The following is a 17,960-nucleotide window of genomic DNA, read 5'->3' as shown; positions in this document are numbered from 1 at the left end:
TCAAGAAAGGAGAGCAAGATGTGGTATTTTTCTTGGCTTCTAGGCCTGCCGCTTGCTGCAGCTTTCGCAGTTCTGAATGCCATGTGGTATGAATTGATGGATGACAGGGCGCGAAAGCGCCTTGCCGGTGACCCGACCGCCGATCTGGCACGTGAAGGCAACAACCATCACTGAATTGAGAAAAGCGGTCCGGAAACGGTCCGCTTCTTTTGCGTGTAACGACACCGATTGAGCGAAACCGGGCATGACGCATCTGTGGACAAAATGCCTCATCCCACGATCATTATTGCTTCTAAGGGCTTGGGAAGCACTTCAATAGTACTGAGCGGTACTGACGTTTTCGTCAATTATGAGTAATAATGTTGCGTTCTTGAGATCAAATATTACCATATAAAACATATATAAAAACAGTCGTATAAGCTTGTTTCGGGAAGGGCCATACGCCTTCGGTCGGCTCGCTGAGAACGCGGTCGGAATCCAGACCCTGACATCTTTGAAGAATAATCTTGCTTTATTCCAAAACCCGTTCCAACCTGACTAAAGTGAAATCGGAGGAGGAAACCGGCTTCACGTCGCATGGGAGAAAATGAAGCTGATCTAAACTGGATTGGCTCTCGGATGTAGTTGAAACTCGCAGCCGGAACAAAACGCAAATTCTCCCGTTCGACATTTTGTGCAAGTTTACGAGGAACACCTGCATGAGCGATGATGTCGTACTTTCTCTGCATGTCCCAGAACCTGAGTGGCGCCCCGGCGATGCCCCAGATTTCTCCCACGTTAAAATTCCGCGGGCAGGGAGTGTCAGACGTCCGGAGATAGACGAAAAACCAGAAGGCATGCGCGATCTGGCTTTCAGCATCATCCGTGTATTGAACCGCGAAGGCGAGGCGGTCGGCCCCTGGGCGGGTAGCCTGACCGATGATGAACTCAAAGACGGTCTACGCCACATGATGATCCTGCGTGCTTACGATGCACGTATGATGATGGCGCAGCGACAGGGTAAAACCTCGTTCTATATGCAGCATCTGGGTGAAGAGGCGGTGAGTTGCGCGTTCCGAAAGGCGCTGCGCAAGGGCGACATGAATTTCCCAACTTATCGGCAGGCAGGGCTTCTCATCGCTGACGACTACCCGCTCGTTACCATGATGAACCAAATTTTCTCCAATGAGCAGGACCCGCTTAAAGGCCGCCAATTGCCGGTGATGTATTCCTCCAAGGAGCATGGCTTCTTCACCATTTCCGGAAATCTCGCCACGCAATACACGCAGGCTGTGGGCTGGGCGATGGCTTCAGCCATTAGCCATGACACTAAAATTGCAGCTGCATGGATTGGTGACGGCTCGACAGCCGAAAGTGATTTCCACGCTGCACTTGTCTTTGCATCGACCTACAAAGCCCCGGTGGTGATGAACATCGTCAACAATCAATGGGCAATCTCAACATTTCAGGGCATCGCGCGCGGTGGTTCCGGCACTTTTGCGGCGCGCGGACATGGCTTTGGCATTCCGTCACTTCGCGTTGATGGCAACGACTATCTTGCGGTTCATGCGGTTGCGAAATGGGCTATTGAACGCGCACGCCGCAATCTTGGTCCGACTATCATTGAATATGTCACCTATCGCGCTGGCGGGCATTCGACGTCTGACGACCCTTCCGCTTATCGTCCAAAGGCAGAAAGCGATGCCTGGCCTCTTGGCGATCCAGTCTTACGGCTCAAAAACCACCTGATCCTGCGTGGCGTATGGTCTAACGAACGACACAAACAAGCGGAAGCGGAAATTCTGGATCTCGTCGTCAGTGCACAGCGCGAAGCAGAAGCTATCGGCACGCTTCATGATGGTCGCAAGCCGTCAATGCGCGACATGTTTGAAGATGTTTATGCAGAAACACCGCCGCACCTTATTCGCCAGCGTCAAGAGGCGGGGTTCTAATCATGACAAAGTTAACGATGATTGAGGCGATCCAGAACGCCCACGACATTGCCATGGAGCGCGACCAGAAAGTCGTCGTTTTCGGCGAAGACGTTGGTTACTTCGGTGGCGTTTTCCGCTGCACAGCCGGTTTGCAGAAGAAATACGGCAAGGAGCGCTGCTTCGATGCCCCAATCAGCGAGCTCGGCATTGTCGGCACCGCGATTGGCATGGCGTCTTACGGCTTGCGTCCATGCATCGAAGTGCAGTTCGCGGACTATGTCTATCCTGCCTATGACCAGATCGTTTCAGAAGCGGCACGCCTTCGCTATCGTTCTGCGGGGGAGTTTACCTGCCCTATCGTTATCCGTATGCCTTCGGGAGGCGGCATTTATGGTGGGCAGACACACAGCCAAAGTCCGGAAGCACTTTTCACTCATGTTTCTGGTCTGAAGACCGTGATGCCTTCAACGCCCGCAGATGCCAAAGGCCTGCTGCTGGCAGCGATTGAAGATCCCGATCCCGTCATCATGTTTGAGCCCAAGCGCCTTTATAACGGACCTTTTGACGGACATCATGACAAACCCGTCACTTCTTGGAAAAAGCATGAGCTGGGCGAAGTACCAGAAGGTTACTATACCGTGCCGCTCGGCAAGGCCGCGATCCGACGTGAAGGCAGCGATGTGACTGTTCTCGCCTATGGTACGATGGTTCATGTGGCATTAGCCGCGACTGAAGAAACCGGCCTCGACGCGGAAGTCATTGATCTGCGCACCCTGCTTCCGCTCGACACGGAAACAATTATGGCTTCCGTTAGGAAGACCGGACGTTGCGTCATTGTGCATGAAGCAACATTGACCTGCGGATACGGCGCCGAGCTTGCGGCACTCGTGCAGCGCGAATGTTTCTATCATCTCGAAGCACCGATCATCCGCGTGACGGGCTGGGATACACCCTACCCGCACGCGCAGGAATGGGCCTATTTTCCGGGGCCAGATCGTGTTGGTCGTGCACTCGTTTCAATCATGGAGGCTTAAATGGCTCATTTTGCGATAAAGCTCCCTGATGTTGGCGAAGGCGTTGCAGAGGCTGAACTTGTCGAATGGCATGTGAAGGTTGGCGATATTGTCCGGGAGGATGATCTGCTCGCTGCCGTTATGACCGATAAGGCCACTGTCGAAATACCTTCTTCGCGCAGCGGCAAAGTCATCGCAGTGAATGGAGAAATCGGCGAGAAAATTGCTGTTGGCTCAGAACTGGTTCGTCTCGAAATACAAGAGGGAAGCAGCGAACAAAAGCCAGAAGCACCAGAACCCGTAGCGGCCGCGCCTGCTGAAACACCTAAGCCGCAACCAGCCAGCGCGGAAGCGCCCGTGCTTTTGCAAACGCCGGTTCCACCTAAACCTGTTCCACAGAAAAAAGAAACCTCAGGCCGGGCCTTTGCCGGAGCAGGGCCAGTGCGCGCCGAAGGTGAAAAACCGCTAGCAACACCATCCGTCAGGTTGCGCGCACGCGACGCAGGCATTGATTTAAGACGTGTCAAAGGTAGCGGCCCTGCCGGGCGCATTACGCATGAAGATCTGGACGCCTTTTTCCAGACTGAAAGCGGAGCTGCGCCTTCAGTCTCGGGTTATGTTGCAGACACCACAATCAACGAGATCAAGGTGATCGGCCTAAGGCGCAAGATTGCGGAGCGTATGGCCGAAGCAAAACGCCATATTCCGCACATTACTATCGTTGAAGAAGTGGATGTGACACAGCTTGAAGACCTTCGCACGGGGCTTAACAATGAGAAGAAGGAAGGGCGTCCGCGCCTGACCTTGCTGCCATTTGTTATCCGCGCAATCGTTAAGGCAGTCAAAGAACAGCCGGGGCTCAACGCACATTTCGATGATGAATCGGACATTATTCGTCAGTTTGGCGGTGTGCATGTGGGCATTGCCACACAGACGCCAAGCGGCCTTATCGTGCCGGTAGTTCGCCACGCGGAAAGCCTTTCTGTATTTACCGCAGCATCGGAACTTGTCCGCGTGACGGATGCAGCGCGCAACGGCACAGCTATGCGTGAAGAACTGACAGGCTCGACTATAACCATCACATCATTGGGACCACTAGGCGCCATCGCAACCACGCCAATTATCAACCGGCCCGAAGTGGCAATTGTCGGCATCAACAAAATGGCCGTGCGCCCTATGTGGGACGGCACACAATTTGTACCGCGTAAAATGATGAACCTGTCGTGCAGCTTCGACCATCGCGTTATCGATGGATGGGATGCGGCAGTATTCGTGCAGAAGCTGAAGAGCCTGCTGGAAACGCCTGCGATGATTTTTGTAGAGGGCTGATCGGATGAGTGAGATTTCCTGCAAACTTCTGATCATTGGTGGCGGTCCCGGCGGTTATGTCTGCGGTATTCGCGCAGGCCAGCTTGGGATCGATACGGTTCTGGTCGAGAAAAAGCGGCTGGGCGGGACCTGTCTTAATGTCGGCTGCATACCGTCCAAAGCTGTTATTCATGCCGCTGACGAATACCACCGCCTCACGACATTCGCGTCGAAAGGTACGCTTGGCATCACAGCTGAAAGTCCTAAGATCGATTTTGCCAAAACGCTCGAATGGAAAGACGGCATCGTCAATCGCCTGAACAGCGGTGTCGCCGGACTTCTGAAACGCTCCCGCGTGCGAATGTTCCAGGGGCAGGCGCGTTTTATGGATGGTAAAACCGTTGTGGTGGATACCGACACCGGTCGCCAGACTATCCATGCCGAGACCATTGTGATCGCAACAGGGTCGGTGCCGGTTGAAATTCAGTCACTGCCTTTTGGCGGCAATGTCATCTCCTCAACGGAAGCGCTTTCACTCGATAAGATCCCTGAAAAGCTTGCAATCGTTGGCGGTGGTTATATCGGGCTCGAGATCGGTACGGCCTTTGCAAAGCTTGGTGCAAAAGTGACCGTCGTTGAAGCCACTGATCGCATCCTACCGCAATATGATGCAGAGCTGACACGCCCGATCATGGCACGGCTGAAAGTACTCGGCGTTGACGTGCTGACGAATACGTCTGCCAAAGGCTTATCCGCCGATGGAAAAGCGCTGGATGTGTTGCTGGGTGATGGCAAAAGGCATTCAATTCCTGCTGACAAAATTCTTGTCACGGTTGGCCGCAAGCCCCAAACCGATGGCTGGGGTTTGAGCGAAATCCGGCTCGATATGGATGGCCGCTTTATCCGCATCGATGACAAATGTCGCACATCAATGCGCGGCGTTTATGCCATCGGCGATGTAACAGGTGAGCCCATGCTTGCGCATAGAGCTATGGTTCAGGGCGAAATGGTTGCTGAAATCATTGCGGGCGGCAAACAGGCCTGGGATAAGCGCTGCATCCCGGCAGTCTGCTTTACTGATCCTGAGATCGTAACAGTCGGCTTATCTCCTGATGAAGCGCGCAAGGCAGGTCATAATATCCAGACCGGCATTTTCCCGTTTCAGGCCAATGGACGCGCGATGACTATCGAGCGGGAAGATGGTTTTATCCGGGTTGTCGCCCGCGCTGATAACCACCTGATGCTTGGCATTCAGGCCGTGGGTGTCGGGATTTCCGAGCTGTCATCCGCCTTTGCGCTTGCTGTTGAAACAGGCACACGCCTTGAGGATATAGCAGGAACGATCCACGCTCATCCGACCCTTGGTGAAGGCTTTGCCGAAGCCAGCCTGAAAGCACTCGGCCACGCGCTCCATGCCTAAAGCATGTCGCGGAAAATTGAGAACCGCTTTCGCGGAGAAATCAGTCCACAGGACTGATTTCTTAATTCCGCGACGATCCCATAACGACATGAGCAAAAGCAAAGAGATAGAGAGAGAGCGCAGCGTATACAATTAACTGCGACACGCTCTAGAACACGTCTTTATACCAAAATCGGCTTCCACTTTCGGGAGGCACGCCTTTATACCAACGCGGCCCAATATGCTGACGCATCACGCCTTGAAAAAGTTCAATCTCCACTCGGACTTAACCAACACTCCATTACTCATACTGATGGAGTGTTGGAATTAGTCCTTTGATTTGCGCTCGTACCGCCATACCAAAATGGCAGCACCGGCAATCATGGCTGCAAGCGCAAACCATGTGATTGCATAAGAGAGATGGTTGTTGCGGAAGGTAACAACCGTAAGCCCGCCAATAGGCACGTTGCCCGGATTGGAGTTATTATCTGCATCAATGAAATAGGGCGCGACTGTCCCCAAGCCTTCTTTTTCAGCGAAAGCTTTGACATCTCGCGAATTCCAATCATTGCGGGCAGGGTCGTTGGGACGAAGGAAGAAGCCATCAGGCTCCGGCATGCGCAGAAGGCCAGTTACGGTCGTCTCGCCCGCGATTTGCGTTTCTACGCGTGAAGATGGATCGCGCTTGGTATCAGGAATGAAACCACGATTGATGAAGGTCAGTGTACCATCATCTGAACGCAACGGCGTCAGCACCCAAAAGCCTGAACCGCGTTCAGTCAGCGCACGAACCAGCACTTCCTTGTCATTGAGGTAAGAGCCGGTCAGCGTGACATGCCGGTACTCGTCATCGGCCTGATTGACATTGGCCCAATCGTCTTTGCCCGGAGCAGCGACCGGCTCCGAATGAACGCGCGCATCAACGCGGGCAATCAAGTCGAGCTTCCAATGCAGGCGCTCGACTTGCCAGATGCCGAGGCTCAGAAACAACGCGAAAAACAGCGCCCCCAAAACAGCCATGAAGCCAAGGAAGAAGCGTGATTTCTTCTTTTGCGATGTTGAACTGGCTTGCATGGGCGTTGTCATGATTATTCCTGGGAGATGGGGAGAATTGCTGTTTGAAATACTCCAGCTGCGCGCTGTAATAAAGGGCGGCCGGGGCAAAACTACGTGATTGATCAATAAGAAACAGCGCCGACACCCCTCTGACCGGATGCGGCGCTTGAATATTTTAAGATTTAATTATGCGTTTTTATGAACTCTGCGTCTGCGATGTGAGTAACCGCCCTTAGAAAGACGTAGAACATTGCAAACCTGTGTTTTATCGTCAGAAGGTTGCTGCATCTGAGTTTGAGCATTCTGCAGCATCTGTGTCGTTACAGGGGTAGGCTTTGCACTTGGTCCAATTGTGATGCTTCTCATCGATCATTCTCCCTGTTTTTGGGCGCGGTAGGAGCCTCAACGGCTACTCCGTCCGGTAGTCAAGAATGTGCGAATGAACTAAGTATTAACCTTATTGGGGTGGTTGACAAGCACCAAATACAACCCTGCGTAAGTCATTGCACACGCATAATAAAAGGCCGGATCGTTGAAACGACCCGGCTTCTGCAATCTATAATCCGATCACTTAATCGCGGTTGCCAGTGAGGATTTCACGCTTACCAACATGGTTAGCCGCACCGACAAGGCCTTCCTGTTCCATACGCTCGACAAGTGAAGCCGCGCGGTTGTAACCAATGCCGAGGCGACGCTGGATGTAAGAAGTCGAGCACTTCTTATCACGCAAAACAACCTTCACAGCCTGTTCATAGACATCGTCACTGTCTTCCGAAGCCATGGCCGAAGCATCGAAGACTGCAGTGTCCTGCACGGCATCTTCATCTTCCTCGTCTTCGGTGACAGTCGCCAGATAATCAGGACGACCCTGTTCTTTCAGATGATTGACGACCTTTTCAACTTCTTCATCCGAAACGAATGGTCCATGGACGCGAACAATGCGGCCACCGCCGGCCATATGCAGCATATCGCCCTGCCCGAGAAGCTGTTCTGCACCCATTTCACCAAGAATAGTACGGCTGTCGATCTTAGACGTGACCTGGAACGAAATACGGGTCGGGAAGTTAGCCTTGATCGTACCGGTGATAACGTCAACAGAAGGACGCTGCGTTGCCATGATAAGGTGGATACCAGCAGCACGCGCCATCTGTGCAAGACGTTGTACAGCACCTTCAATGTCCTTGCCGGCAACCATCATCAGGTCGGCCATTTCGTCAATAATCACGACGATATATGGCATTGGCGTCAGGTCGAGTTCTTCCTGAACATAGGTTGCTTCGCCGGTTTCCTTGTCAAAGCCGGACTGCACCGTGCACATGACGGTTTCGCCTTTGCCCTTTGCAGACGCTGCACGCTGATTGAAGCCTTCGATGTTGCGAACGCCCAGACGTGCCATCTTGCGATAGCGGTCTTCCATTTCGCGCACGGCCCATTTCAGAGCCACAACGGCCTTCTTCGGATCGGTCACAACTGGCGTCAGCAGGTGCGGAATGCCATCATAGATGGAGAGTTCCAGCATCTTCGGATCGACCATGATAAGGCGGCATTCTTCCGGTTTGAAGCGGTAGAGGAGCGACAGAATCATCGTATTGATGGCGACAGACTTACCCGAACCGGTGGTGCCTGCTACGAGCAGGTGAGGCATCTTCGCAAGTTCTGCGATGATCGGCTCACCACCGATGCCTTTGCCCAGACAAAGCGGCAGGCGGTAGTTCGAGGATTCGAAGGTGCGGGAGTCAATCATTTCGCGCAGATAGACGGTCTCGCGATTGGCATTTGGTAGTTCGATGCCAATGACGTTACGCCCCGGAACAACGGCAACACGTGCAGAGAGTGCCGACATCGAACGCGCAATATCATCAGCAAGACCTATCACGCGGGACGACTTAACGCCGGGAGCTGGTTCAAACTCATAGAGTGTGACGACAGGGCCAGGACGAACATGGATGATTTCACCACGCACACCGAAGTCTTCAAGCACGCTTTCGAGAAGGCCAGCACTGCGCTCAAGCATTTCCTGCGTGATGACATTGCCATCGAGCGAAGGCGGTTCCTGCAGCAGGTCACGCGGCGGAAATTCATAGTCGCCATGCATGACGACAGCTTCTGTCCGGGGGAGGGGCTGCGGCTGATAAAGAGCGATTGAAGGGGCTGTCTTCGTAGGGGCTTCAACCTTTGACATTTCTGCAACAGGTTCAGGAGCCACAACGTCCTCGACCACATGCTCTTCTGCTTCAGCGGCAGTAAGCACGCCTTGATCTTCCGTTGCTTCAGCAGCAACATCAGTGACGACTTCGACAGGTGCCTGAGGTGCAGCCTCTTCGATAAGCGCACGAGGTGATTCAATCACCACTTCTGCAACGGGTATAGCAACTGGCTGTGGAGCTGGAGCAGTCTGGTCTGGATGAGCAACTTCAGCAACCGGAGCAGGCTGTTCTACGACAGCAGCAGGAGCCTCCTGAGACTTACCCTTGTTCCATTCAACCGTGCGGAACTGTGCGATGATCGATTCAACAGTCGGCGCAGCACGCTTTGGCGTTGCAACTTCTTCAACCTCTTCAACTTCTGTAATAACGGCAACAGACTGAACTGGCACGGCATCAAAATCAAAGCTTTCCCAAAAAGCAAAATCCGACAAATGTGAGAATGCCGAGATAGCTGCGGCTACATTCGCTACAGGCTGAACATCAATCGATTGGGCAGCCAAAACAGGCGCTACTTCCGCAGGCTGGACTACGGTTTCGGCTGGTACGGTCGTCAGAACAGGCGGCACGGGCGCGACGGGTGTGCGAACCATATTCTGTGAAACGGACTGCTGAAGAGCAGCAACAGCCATTGGCTGAGCTTCCGCAACTTTTTCGATCTCGACCGGAGCATGATCAGCTTCCACCTCTGCAGGCTTCGCACGACCATTGATATCCGGCAGATCTTCACCGCGACGACGCACCAGATCAATCTCTGGCGTGCGGGTAAAACGCACATTCGCACCGAGTGAAAAATACGATTTCCACGTCCCGTCCGAATTTGGCGAATGCGCTCCCAACGGGTCGCGCTGCGGCTTCTGCTCTGGAGCAGACTCTGCACGATTTCCATCTGTATGGGGAAGATTTTCTCTCAAATTACGCATGATACCCGAACCATAGATATGTCGCCTGAAGGAGCCTTAGTAATAAAAAATGAAGGTTAACAACCCCCTTCATAATTCACTCAAAACCGACAAATTTCTTTGGTCCCATCAATCGACCCAGGGCATTAACTTGTATAATACAATCACATTTTATTATTAAATAACAATACGATATAGATTTAAAATAATCTATTTTATTAAAAAATCAGAAAACTTCTGCTCGTTTTTACGAGCCGTGGAAGCTGTACTGCCACGGCTCTTTCATCAGACTCAGTGAGACTCGGAACTTTTAAGCCAATCCGCCAAGGAAATGCGGCGATTTCCGCCACGACCAACAAAGGTTTCAGCCGCACACATGGAATTCAGCACGGCCTCCTGCGCGGCCTCAGCGGCGGCCCGGAAAAGAATGTCGATACGATTCTCGTTCAGAGCCTTTAATGAGATCAAGTCGGATGCTTCATCGTGATCGAATGTTGCAGCCGTTGAAAAACCAATCGCAATATCGCCGCTGCCATTGCCCCAGAAAGCACCGAGGCGAGCCAATCCCGCACCACAACGTTTCGAAACACGCTTTAATTGCCGATGTTCGAGCGGCACATCGGTTGCGAGCACAAGGATGACCGAGCCTTTTTCCGATTGCGCAATGGTCTTTGGCGATGGCCTGCGCCCATCCGGCAGAATCAGATCGCCAGTGCGCCCAAAATTTGTGAGCGCCAGAATGCCAAGGTGATAGACTTCGCCATTCAGATCAAACCGACGAGATGCACTACCAACACCCCCCTTGAAACCGAAGCATGTCATGCCGGTTCCTGCACCGACATTGCCCTGAAGGAAGCGATTGCTGGCATTTCCAAGTGCTAGCCGCGCATGATCCTCAGTTATCGCCAAAGCTTGAATGTCATTGAATGGCCCATCATTACACTCGAGAACAACGGGATTGACGGTTGCGGTCGTCCTGCCGATATCAGGATTTGCGGCAATTGCCTCACGAATAAGGGTATTGGCGCAAGTTCCGACGCCGAACGTATTGGTAAGCAGAATAGGGGTCTCGATAGTGCCCAATTCCTCCACCTGCATCAGACCGATGCTTTTGCCAAAGCCGTTGATGATATCGCAGGCGCCAAGAACTTTCTGCCGATAGAGATTGCCGCTGTGAGGCATGATGGCCGTGACGCCGGTATTGATGTCACCATCTTTAACTGTGTGTTGTCCAACCAGAACACCCGGAACATCGGTGATAACGTTCTTATCGCCTGTTGGCATTGTTCCACAAACGATACCAAAATCTCTTGCCGTATAGGTCATGCTCTCATCCCACTTCAATATATGAACAGTCCTAGACGCTTTTGAGATCGCGCGAAACTCACAAACAGACATTGAGGCGTGACCAGAAAACCGCACGTTAAAGATACTTATGCTCATTTTAAGCAAAAGCGTCTTATTTCGATCAAATCGCGATTGACAGACGAGGCTGAGAGGCGCAGCAAAAGCACCGTAGAATTTCGGCCGGAAAGAGGGGATCATCGCGGCATGAAAGTTACAATCGAACAAACGCTCGATCAGGCCGGAGCCGGCCCCTTCCAGCGCAATCTTCTCGGTGTATTCGGACTTGTATGGGCTGCAGATGCCATGCAGGTCCTAGCGGTAGGTTTCACCGCAGCCTCGATCGCCGCAACTTTCGGCCTCACCGTTCCACAGGCGTTGCAGACTGGTACGTTGTTCTTCTTCGGAATGCTGATTGGTGCAGCACTGTTTGGCAGGCTTGCCGACAAATATGGTCGCCGCCGCGTTCTTCTCATTACAGTTGCATGTGATGCAGTGTTTGGCTTGCTGTCTGCTTTCTCACCGAACTTTGCTATTCTTCTCGGCCTTCGCTTTTTGACCGGTATCGCGGTCGGCGGAACCTTGCCCGTTGATTATGCAATGATGGCAGAATTTCTGCCATCCAAGAATCGTGGCCGCTGGCTGGTTATGCTCGAAGGTTTTTGGGCTGTTGGCACAGTGATCATTGCGCTTGCTGCGTGGGCCGCAAGCCTTGCAGGCGTGGCCGATGCGTGGCGCTACATTTTCGTCGTTACCGCCGCACCGGCCTTGATCGGCATCTGGCTGCGTATCTGGATTCCTGAATCCCCGATGCATTTGCTCAAAACCGGTCAGACACAAGAAGCAAAAAGCGTGATGAATCGCGTTCTGCGGCGTAACGGCAAGCCGGAGCTGCCGCCAAAGGCTGTTCTTGATGCACCGCTTCTGGTGACAAACGAAAAACTTCTTTCGCCAAATCTGCGTCAGCGCACGCTGACCACGCTGGCGATATGGTTCCTTGTTTCTGTATCCTACTACGGCATCTTCACATGGATTCCGGCCAAGCTTGCAAGTGATGGCTTCGGCTTCGTGCGTGGTTATGGCTTCCTGGTCGTCGTTGCACTGGCACAGCTGCCCGGTTATGCGCTGGCCGCATATGGCGTCGAGGCTTGGGGCCGTCGTAAGACGCTGATCGGCTTCCTGTTCATAAGTGCCGCTGCCTGCGCGCTTTTCACTATCGCCGGAAGCTCTGCCCTGGTTGGTGCATCGATCCTCATCATGAGCTTTGCTCTGCTCGGCACATGGGGCGCGCTTTATGCGTTTACGCCGGAGCTTTATCCGACAGCATTGCGTGCAAGCGGCATGGGCGCGGCAGGCGCTATGGCACGCCTTGGCGGATTACTCGCACCTTCGGCATTGGCGATTGTCGTCACACAGAGCTTCAATACGGCTGTTGCAATGTTTGCAGGCTTGCTGGCGCTTGCGGGAATAATCGCCTTCTTCATAAATGTGGAAACACGAGACAAGGCGCTCAACTGATAAAAAAGACGCCCGGGTTTCTGGTTTGAAATCCGGGCGCCTTAAATTTAAATTACTTTATTAATTAATGCTATCTAACCATTGTATTTTATAGTTTTTATATGTTTCATTAGCTGGACTAAAGATACGTTCAGAGATTGACGGAACCGCAGCTCCGGCAAGTAAAGCAGCCCCCATCGCAGTCCCTGTCGTCCCTGAAACAGCAATCACATCTCGACCAGCGAAACCTGCCAGAGCATGAAGATAGATGCTGTTTGCCGCGAATGGACCTTCGACGATTATTTGACCATCAGCACCCAGAAGCTCAAGGCAACTTTGCGTCATCAGTGCTGCATAAAGGCAGGAAGCTACATAACGCTCCGCTGGTCTTGCATCTTCGGCGTTTAACCAGCGTAGCGAAGTATCCGGGTACGGCCCGCAACCCGGCACAGCAGAAGGTAAAGCCATGATGCCGTGTGCCAAAACCTGATCCAGGACGCGTTCATACTCTTCTTCGCTCGGGGGCATCAGATTTGCAGTCATCACGTCGAATTCGCGTCCGCCCATATAGCGGGCAGAGGGAACAGCGCGACCATAGGCATCGACATTGGCGAGCGTATCGCGTTTCGGATCAAGCCCTTCGAGATCACCGCCAACTGCAAAACTCACAACCCATGTACCTGTCGAGACGACCGAAAAGGGCGGCTCACGATCCATGAGATGCGCAAGTAAGGAGGCGTTTGAATCATGGATACCGCAATAGACGGGAACAGTGGCGACAAGCCCGATCTCCTGCGCGAGTTCGGGCAGCAGATTGTCCAGCGCATCGAATGCCGATCGCAGCGGCGGAAACTTGCCCTCAAGGCCAAGGCTTTCGACCAGCGACGAATAAGTACCGCTTTTCGGCAGCCAAAGATCCGTATGGCATCCGAGTGATGTCAGCTCGACCGCAGGAACCCCGGTCAACCTATAGGCCCAGTATTGCGGATAGGTCACGACCAGCGCCGTTTCGGCAAACTGTTCAGGAAAAACTGTCTTCAGGTAATGAAGCTGTGCGCCGACATTGAGCCCCAGCGAAAGTGTTGGCGAATAAGTCAGCGCGAAGTCCGGCTTGATGCGTGCATAGTTTTCACGGATTTCAGCGCCATAATCATGCTCGTAATCAAGCGTGGGCATGGCAAGCTCGCCATCCTTGTCGAGCAATACTGCACTCGCACCATGGGTTGTAATCGAAATAGCGTCAAAGCCCGGGGCTTTTGCAAACTCGGTAAGGCTTTTCAGGAAAAAGCCCCACAGCGTCTCCAGATCATAATGCGGATAGGGACCATCGTGCAGCACTGTGTTTGGGATGCGCCGCACGGCAACCTCTTCACCTGTTACTGCATCAAGCAGAACGGTCTTGGCATTGGTTTTGCCGACATCGAGAATGGCAATATGTTTCATGGCATATGAAAGACAGGTTTGAGGTCGATGGAAATCGGCGAATTATCGGCATTCGTTTCCATGATGTCGGCCATATGCGCCCACCATTTCTTCATGACCGGATGATCTGGCAACGCTGCCATGTCATGCGTCTTGGTTCGGGTAAGCGTGCCGAAAAGGATATGTGTGTCCTCATCCAGCCATATCGAATAATCAGACACTCCGGATTGCTGCAGCAGATCGATAAGCTCGGGCCAGATTTCATCATGACGGCGCCGGTATTCTGCTTCCTGACCGGGATGAAGCTTCATGCGGAAAGCATATCGTTCACTGTTCATGACTTTTGCCTTGCTTTGAATTTGCGCCCAAGGATTGGCAGCGAGATCGTGGTGATCAGCAAAAGCCCGATGAAGATCGACATGACAATGCCCGGCACATTGAGAAGGCCGAGGCCGAAGGTCACAAGCCCCATCACAAAAGCCGCGATTACAACGCCGATGATGCTGCCTGCGCCGCCGAGGATCGACACACCACCGAGCACGACCATCGTTATGATTTCAAGTTCCCAGCCCTGTGCAATGGATGGCCGAGTGGAGCCAAGGCGTGAGGTGAGGCACACGGCAGCTATGCCACTCATCAGCCCTGTGAGCATGAACAGTGTGAACTTCATGCGCTCGACAGGGATGCCAGAAAAGCGCGAAGCAAACTCATTATTGCCGATGGCATAAATGCGTCGTCCGAAAGTGGTGGCATGCAGCAGTACGCCGAAAATCAGTGCAAAAGCGACGAACAGCACAAATTCAAACGAGAAAACCCAGATGACATAGCCCTGTCCGAAATAAGCGAAGCTTTCCGGATATCCGCCATAGGCTTTGTCGCCAAGTACAATATAGGAAATGCCACGAAACAGACTCATCGTACCAATGGTTACAACGATGGAGGGAAGCTTAAGTCCAGCCACAAGTCCACCATTGATCGCCCCGCAAACAAGACCTGTACCGATACCGATTAACACAAGATCCGGAGTGCCTACACCCATCTGTGCTGCGGCCCCCATGGCGGTCGATGCTAAAGCAATGATCGCAGCGACCGACAGATCGATCTCACCGGAGATGATGAGCAACGTCATTGCAAAGGCAATGAGCGCTTTCTCAGTGAAATTGAACGTTGCGTCGGAAAGGTTCCAGGCATTGAGGAAATATGGCGAGGCAAATGAATTGGCGATGAAAATCGCAATCGCCACGCCAAGCAACAACATTTCCCAACTGGCAAACAGCCGCGTGTAGGACGTTCCCAGCCGATCCGGGATATGACGGCGTTCCGTTATCTCGCTCACGCGGCTGGCTCCTCATAAGTCTTTGCGGCTTTGTCGCGCAGAATGATACGTCCGCCGCGTTTCTCCTGTCGGGCATTGAAGATCACGGCTGCGATGATAACCGCGCCGGAAATCGCCATTTGCCAGAAGGGTGAGATATTGATGACGGGCAGGGCGTTTTTGATAACGCCGAGAAACAGCGCACCCAGCACTGCGCCAAAGGCCGTGCCAATGCCGCCGATGATTGAAATCCCGCCGATCACGCAGGCAGCGACGCTATCGAGTTCAAATCCGTTGGCGATATCGACATAAGCAACCGCATAGCGTGAAACCCAGAGATAACCGCATAACCCTGCCAACGAGCCGGACAGTACAAAGGCGAAGAAGCGCGTGCGGCCCACATCGATACCGGCATAGACCGCAGCCGTCGGATTACCACCTGATGCATAAAGTGCTCGGCCAAAGAAGCTGCGCGTGAGCAGCACATAGATGAAACCGATGATGAGCAGTGCCGTCCAGCCAAGGAGCGGAAGCCCCAGAAACACCGTGCGGGGCGTATTAAGAAACGGCCCCGTCATCTGATGAGCATTGACCCAGCCACCACCTGACAGAACAAAGGCCATGCCGCGATAGATGGTCAGTGTGCCAAGTGTTACCACAATAGCTGGAATATCCAGCTTCCAAACCAGAATTCCATTGATCGCACCCAGAATGGCACCAATGCCTACGGCTGCAACAATCAACACGACCAGCGGTATTTCAGGGTAGGCGGCATTGAGCATCGCCACCGCCATGCCGGTAAATGCCAGATTGGCCGCGACTGAAAGATCGATGGACTTTGTCAAGATCACCGACATCTGACCCAGAGCCAGAATAATCAGGATCGACGTGTCGTTGAAAATGTTCGCGAGATTGCGCGGCGAGCTGAAACCCGGCGCACGCATTGAGAACAGCCCGATCATGATTGCAATGATGACAAGAAGCAGGAGTTCGCGCTGTTTGAGAAGCTGTTTCATACCTTACTCCGCATTCTCACCGGCATTTCCAGTGGCCGCACGCACCAGAACTTCGGCATCAAGGTCGGCACGATCAAAAACGCCTTCCACCAGCCCTTCGCGCATCACCATGACGCGATCCGACATACCTATAATTTCGGGTAGCTCGGACGAGATCATGATGATGCTCAGTCCTTCCGCAGCTAATTCGCTGATAAATTCATGGACGGCTGCTTTCGAGCCAATGTCGATGCCTTTGGTCGGTTCATCGAGAATGATGACCTTTGGATGGGTCGCGAGCCATTTACCGATAACCACCTTCTGCTGATTGCCGCCAGAAAGCGTTCCCACCGGCACCGACAGTGCGGCGGCGCGCAAATCAAACCGCTCGGCATATTTGCGTGCGAGCTTGAATTCTTCCGCCAGGCGCAGAAACCCACGCCGCGATGTGCGCGTCAGCGAGGGGAGCGATACATTCTGAAAAATCGGCATCTGCAAAACTGCGCCATGCCGTCCGCGCTCTTCCGGCACATAAACAATGCCTTGAGCAATTGCATCGCCCGAGCGGCAGATTCTGATTTCCTTGCCTTCTAGCACAACTTGACCGGATGAAGGCGTCGTCATGCCAAACAGCGATTGAGCGAACTCAGAACGACCAGCGCCCACCAGACCATAGACACCGAGGATTTCACCGCGCCGCAGTTCAAACGATATATCGCGAAACTCAGTCGGATGAGAATAGTTCGTAACCTTCAGCACCGTGTCGCCAAGCGCAACATCTTGCTTGGGAAAAGCCTTTTCCACTGAGCGTCCAACCATCAGCCGGACAATTTCGCGTTCATTCATCTCCGACAATAGTCCGTGCCCGACCGCACAACCATCGCGGAAAACCGCATACCGATCCGCTATCTCATAGACTTCATCGAATTTGTGGCTGATGAACAGGATTGCTTTGCCCTGTGATTTCAGCCTCTCGACGATGCGGAAAAGATCATCGACTTCCTTGCGCGACAGGGCTGCTGTCGGCTCATCCATAATGACGACGCGGGAATCCACCGAAAGCGCACGCGCAATCGCAACAAGATGCCGCTGCGCAATGGAAAGTTCTCGCAGCTTGATACGTGCATCAACCGTGATTTCCAGCGAAGAGAGCAGAGCCTGTGCCCGTGCAAAAACGGCCGCCCAATTGACGAAGCCAAGCTTCGTGCGGGGCGCGTGGCCGAGATAGATATTCTCGCCAACGGATAATTCGTCGAACAGCACTGTTTCCTGATGAATGGCGGTTACACCGGCGTCGGTCGCATCCTGCGCAGTTGAAAAATGAACCGGCTGACCATCAATCAGAATTTCGCCTTCGTCCGGGTGATAAATTCCCGTCAGAATTTTAACGAGCGTCGACTTGCCCGCTCCGTTTTCGCCGATCAGTGCTGTTACCTGGCCTGGATAGAGCGCGATATTGACGTTATCGAGCGCTCGCACTCCGGGAAATGTTTTGGCAATGCCGCGCATTTCCAGCAAAGGCGTATCCGGATGGCCGGCAGGCAACACCGATTGCCCGCTTTTCTGCAAAGCTGCATTCATCAGAAATACCT

The 17,960-nt window shown here is 53.1% G+C and carries 14 protein-coding genes; 6 read left to right on the top strand and 8 right to left on the bottom strand.

Annotated elements, in window-relative coordinates; all coding sequences use genetic code 11:
- Positions 1–18 precede the first annotated feature (18 nt).
- The 5 genes from cydX (at position 19) to lpdA (ending at position 5,654) form a co-directional block, all read left to right on the top strand.
- The gene (gene cydX, locus KMS41_14840) at positions 19–174 is read left to right on the top strand and encodes a cytochrome bd-I oxidase subunit CydX (GenBank protein ID QWK80176.1); all 156 of its coding nucleotides are present in this window, start codon (positions 19–21) and stop codon (positions 172–174) included.
- 524 nt (positions 175–698) lie between these two features.
- Complete coding sequence (locus KMS41_14835; protein ID QWK80175.1) at positions 699–1,931, top strand: 3-methyl-2-oxobutanoate dehydrogenase (2-methylpropanoyl-transferring) subunit alpha; 1,233 nt, start codon at positions 699–701, stop codon at positions 1,929–1,931.
- 2 nt (positions 1,932–1,933) lie between these two features.
- A complete protein-coding gene (locus KMS41_14830) occupies positions 1,934–2,947 on the top strand; it encodes an alpha-ketoacid dehydrogenase subunit beta (protein QWK80174.1) in 1,014 nt (337 codons plus the stop codon).
- On the top strand, positions 2,948–4,255 hold the full coding sequence (locus tag KMS41_14825) for a 2-oxo acid dehydrogenase subunit E2 (protein QWK80173.1): 1,308 nt from the start codon (positions 2,948–2,950) through the stop codon (positions 4,253–4,255).
- 4 nt (positions 4,256–4,259) lie between these two features.
- On the top strand, positions 4,260–5,654 hold the full coding sequence (gene lpdA / locus KMS41_14820; GenBank protein ID QWK80172.1) for a dihydrolipoyl dehydrogenase: 1,395 nt from the start codon (positions 4,260–4,262) through the stop codon (positions 5,652–5,654).
- A gap of 306 nt (positions 5,655–5,960) precedes the next feature.
- On the opposite strand, the gene KMS41_14815 is transcribed toward lpdA, so the two are convergent.
- The 3 genes from KMS41_14815 to KMS41_14805 all read right to left on the bottom strand — a co-directional run bounded on the left by KMS41_14815 (position 5,961) and on the right by KMS41_14805 (position 11,121).
- Positions 5,961–6,707: an SURF1 family protein gene (locus KMS41_14815; GenBank protein QWK80263.1), complete on the bottom strand. Its 747-nt coding sequence runs from the start codon at positions 6,705–6,707 to the stop codon at positions 5,961–5,963.
- 553 nt (positions 6,708–7,260) lie between these two features.
- Entirely contained in the window at positions 7,261–9,816 is a 2,556-nt protein-coding gene (locus KMS41_14810) for a DNA translocase FtsK (GenBank protein ID QWK80171.1), read from the bottom strand.
- Positions 9,817–10,086: 270 nt separating this feature from the next.
- Entirely contained in the window at positions 10,087–11,121 is a 1,035-nt protein-coding gene (locus KMS41_14805) for a P1 family peptidase (protein QWK80170.1), read from the bottom strand.
- 225 nt (positions 11,122–11,346) lie between these two features.
- On the opposite strand from KMS41_14805, the gene KMS41_14800 reads away from it, so the two are divergent.
- On the top strand, positions 11,347–12,657 hold the full coding sequence (locus tag KMS41_14800; protein ID QWK80169.1) for an MFS transporter: 1,311 nt from the start codon (positions 11,347–11,349) through the stop codon (positions 12,655–12,657).
- Between the two features lie 60 nt (positions 12,658–12,717).
- On the opposite strand, the gene KMS41_14795 is transcribed toward KMS41_14800, so the two are convergent.
- From KMS41_14795 to KMS41_14775, 5 genes are read right to left on the bottom strand one after another with little or no spacing between them, the layout of a single operon-like run.
- Positions 12,718–14,079 carry an FGGY-family carbohydrate kinase gene (locus KMS41_14795; protein ID QWK80168.1) on the bottom strand — a complete coding sequence of 454 codons (1,362 nt, stop codon included), beginning with the start codon at positions 14,077–14,079 and terminating at the stop codon, positions 12,718–12,720.
- Positions 14,076–14,396: an L-rhamnose mutarotase gene (gene rhaM / locus KMS41_14790; protein QWK80167.1), complete on the bottom strand. Its 321-nt coding sequence runs from the start codon at positions 14,394–14,396 to the stop codon at positions 14,076–14,078. Before rhaM ends, KMS41_14795 begins: the two co-directional genes overlap by 4 nt.
- Positions 14,393–15,394: an ABC transporter permease gene (locus KMS41_14785; GenBank protein QWK80166.1), complete on the bottom strand. Its 1,002-nt coding sequence runs from the start codon at positions 15,392–15,394 to the stop codon at positions 14,393–14,395. The genes rhaM and KMS41_14785 overlap by 4 nt, the downstream gene beginning before the upstream one ends.
- Positions 15,391–16,389, bottom strand: a complete 999-nt coding sequence (locus KMS41_14780; protein QWK80165.1) for an ABC transporter permease — start codon at positions 16,387–16,389, stop codon at positions 15,391–15,393. The genes KMS41_14785 and KMS41_14780 overlap by 4 nt, the downstream gene beginning before the upstream one ends.
- 3 nt (positions 16,390–16,392) lie before the next feature.
- Entirely contained in the window at positions 16,393–17,949 is a 1,557-nt protein-coding gene (locus KMS41_14775; protein ID QWK80164.1) for a sugar ABC transporter ATP-binding protein, read from the bottom strand.
- Between the last annotated feature and the right edge of the window lie 11 nt (positions 17,950–17,960).

It is taken from the genome of Ochrobactrum sp. BTU1, assembly GCA_018798825.1.
GTDB lineage: Bacteria > Pseudomonadota > Alphaproteobacteria > Rhizobiales > Rhizobiaceae > Brucella.
This window is presented reverse-complemented; position numbering and strand designations above follow the sequence as displayed.

Coding starts and splice junctions, on each gene's coding strand:
- cydX (QWK80176.1), top strand. CDS start 19: ATGTGGTATTTTTCTTGGCTTCTAGGCCTGCCGCTTGCTGCAGCTTTC.
- KMS41_14835 (QWK80175.1), top strand. CDS start 699: ATGAGCGATGATGTCGTACTTTCTCTGCATGTCCCAGAACCTGAGTGG.
- KMS41_14830 (QWK80174.1), top strand. CDS start 1,934: ATGACAAAGTTAACGATGATTGAGGCGATCCAGAACGCCCACGACATT.
- KMS41_14825 (QWK80173.1), top strand. CDS start 2,948: ATGGCTCATTTTGCGATAAAGCTCCCTGATGTTGGCGAAGGCGTTGCA.
- lpdA (QWK80172.1), top strand. CDS start 4,260: ATGAGTGAGATTTCCTGCAAACTTCTGATCATTGGTGGCGGTCCCGGC.
- KMS41_14815 (QWK80263.1), bottom strand. CDS start 6,707: ATGCAAGCCAGTTCAACATCGCAAAAGAAGAAATCACGCTTCTTCCTT.
- KMS41_14810 (QWK80171.1), bottom strand. CDS start 9,816: ATGCGTAATTTGAGAGAAAATCTTCCCCATACAGATGGAAATCGTGCA.
- KMS41_14805 (QWK80170.1), bottom strand. CDS start 11,121: ATGACCTATACGGCAAGAGATTTTGGTATCGTTTGTGGAACAATGCCA.
- KMS41_14800 (QWK80169.1), top strand. CDS start 11,347: ATGAAAGTTACAATCGAACAAACGCTCGATCAGGCCGGAGCCGGCCCC.
- KMS41_14795 (QWK80168.1), bottom strand. CDS start 14,079: ATGAAACATATTGCCATTCTCGATGTCGGCAAAACCAATGCCAAGACC.
- rhaM (QWK80167.1), bottom strand. CDS start 14,396: ATGAACAGTGAACGATATGCTTTCCGCATGAAGCTTCATCCCGGTCAG.
- KMS41_14780 (QWK80165.1), bottom strand. CDS start 16,389: ATGAAACAGCTTCTCAAACAGCGCGAACTCCTGCTTCTTGTCATCATT.
- KMS41_14775 (QWK80164.1), bottom strand. CDS start 17,949: ATGAATGCAGCTTTGCAGAAAAGCGGGCAATCGGTGTTGCCTGCCGGC.